This is a genomic window from Pseudomonas sp. NFACC02, assembly GCF_900110765.1.
Lineage (GTDB): Bacteria > Pseudomonadota > Gammaproteobacteria > Pseudomonadales > Pseudomonadaceae > Aquipseudomonas.
The window spans coordinates 1-2010 of record NZ_FOEO01000091.1 but is presented as its reverse complement, the minus strand read 5'-3'; the positions used below and the strand labels follow the sequence as shown (position 1 = coordinate 2010).

Genomic DNA, 2010 nt, shown 5'->3' with positions numbered 1-2010 from the left:
CTGGAATGGGTCGACGGCGAGGCGCTGGCCTACCTGCGGGACCTAAGCTTTCTAGGCGCGACCGGTATCGATGTGGCATTTGCCTACATACGCGGGTACTCGATGGTCAAGGCCGTTTATGACGCATTGAATGACGGTGGGCGTGGGGGATTGATTGCTTATGCCTTGATGGATGACAAAAACTACCACGTCATGAACGACTGGGTCGTTAACTTGCAACCTCAGGCATTTGGGCCATTGTTGTTGGCGTTGAGTAGTCCTCCAAAGGCGTTTAGTGTTCAAGAAGGGAACGATAAAAAAAGTTTCCAACAGGACGACGCGCATTTTTTACAGCAACGGGCTATAGAACGGTGCATCGGTTGGATATCTAAAAAACCCGATGCTGCACAGCAGTTTGAAGAAGCACTTATCTGCATGAATCGCGATGGCATGCGCCCAGAGCAAGCCGGTTATCAGTACTGTAGGAACAGGCTACACCTTGATTTATTCATGGACGAAAGGGTTAAGGCACTTTTCCCGGGAAGCGAAGAAACTCGAGATCGATATAGAGAAAACGCTTCCAAATTGGGTAAACGGTTAAACCACTTTTGCGAGCACCGGATGCTGTACAGGGGATCACTGGTCCCCTCGACACGCCAGTTCAAAACAGAGTACAAGGGACCCGACATTGATTAAGCCGATATTTACCAGCCTTTTACTGTTGACGCTTTTTTCAGGCAGTGCGTTTGCTCAACTGACCTCTGAAGAACAGCAAGCAAGGGACAAAGGGATTGTGCTCTACAAACAAAGCGATTGGTACGATTCACAACCGTTGCTAGAGATTGCCGCGAAGGCGGGGGATCGAACGGCACAATATTATCTTGCGGAAGCTATTCGGCTGAGTAAGCGTTATACCACTGCGGAAGCAAAAAAGTGGTACGAAGCTGCCGCGGAACAAGGTGACCTTTACGCTATGTTGCGTCTAGGGGACAGTGATGACTTATGCGGAGTCATCGGTACCTGTGAAGGAAAATCTGCCGAACAGTGGAGAAAAAAAGCATTAAAAACTGCTTATGAGCGGGCTAATAATGCCGATACGGAAGCCATGATCGTGCTTTATACGATGGGGGAAGGTTTGAGATGGCTAGAGCGATCCGCTGAACGCGGTAACAGCGACGCACAGCATTTTCTAGCCATAGTTTATAAAGACGGTGGCGGTTGGTTCATCATCCCCGGCACTCGCGACAAAGCGGTCGAGCGCTATGCCAGGGCTTCAGCTGAGGCAGGTTACGCCCCAGCAATGGAGTTTTACGCAAATTTTCTGTATGACAATAAGCGGCCCAAAAAAGAAATTGCGTATTGGTTAAAAAAGACAGCTGAAACTGGGCACCTTGAAGCCCTGGCGGCTTACGCGCTATATATTGCTCATTTGCCAGATGGACTTGACTACCCCCTAAATTTGGTTGAGGCCTATGGAATCACTTATTTGATATCTCAACTGACAGGTGGAGGTGCTGTTCCCGAAGACGCACGAAGGTCTCTCCCTAAAATAGCCGCCAAAATGACTCCGGACGAAATCCAGCAAGGCATTGCATTTTCAAAGGAATGGGAAAAAACCCATCCACCCCTGTCCTACTATCCTCCTGTCTACGGCTACTAAGAGCAGGTGCGCTACAACAGCAGCCTCGGCACCCTGGACCTCGGCAAGCTCTCTCTCAACCTCAGCGCCAAGGCCTGGGGTTTTGCTGGCGCCAGCCTGATGCTTTCCAGAAGCCTGACACTTGATCAGGCCAGCGGATTCACCAGCATCGTCGGCCTCGACATCGCCAAGGGTTCCGGAGAGCTCGGCAAGTTTGACCTGTTCGTCGGCGCCCAGGCCGGTTGCAAGGTCGCAGGTGAACTCTCCTGGTGCCCGCCCGCCAGCGTCCTGCCGCCCGCGCCCATCCCCAACCGCGCGCCCTTCTCCGCCTGGCGTCCACTGGCCAGACTGGAAGTGGAACTGGTGGCGGCGGTCGGCGCAGGTTACTCGGG

The 2010-nt window shown here is 52.3% G+C and carries 1 protein-coding gene and 2 pseudogenes; all 3 read left to right on the top strand.

Annotated features, from left to right (window positions below; translation table 11 throughout):
- Positions 1 to 675: pseudogene (locus tag BMY73_RS28405) on the top strand (hypothetical protein); the annotation flags it as partial.
- Positions 668 to 1639 (top strand): tetratricopeptide repeat protein, encoded by a 972-nt coding sequence (locus BMY73_RS27705; RefSeq protein WP_092411110.1) that lies wholly within the window; start codon positions 668 to 670, stop codon positions 1637 to 1639. The pseudogene BMY73_RS28405 and the gene BMY73_RS27705, both read left to right, overlap by 8 nt.
- Positions 1640 to 1645: 6 nt before the next feature.
- Positions 1646 to 2010: pseudogene (locus BMY73_RS27700) on the top strand (hypothetical protein); the annotation flags it as partial.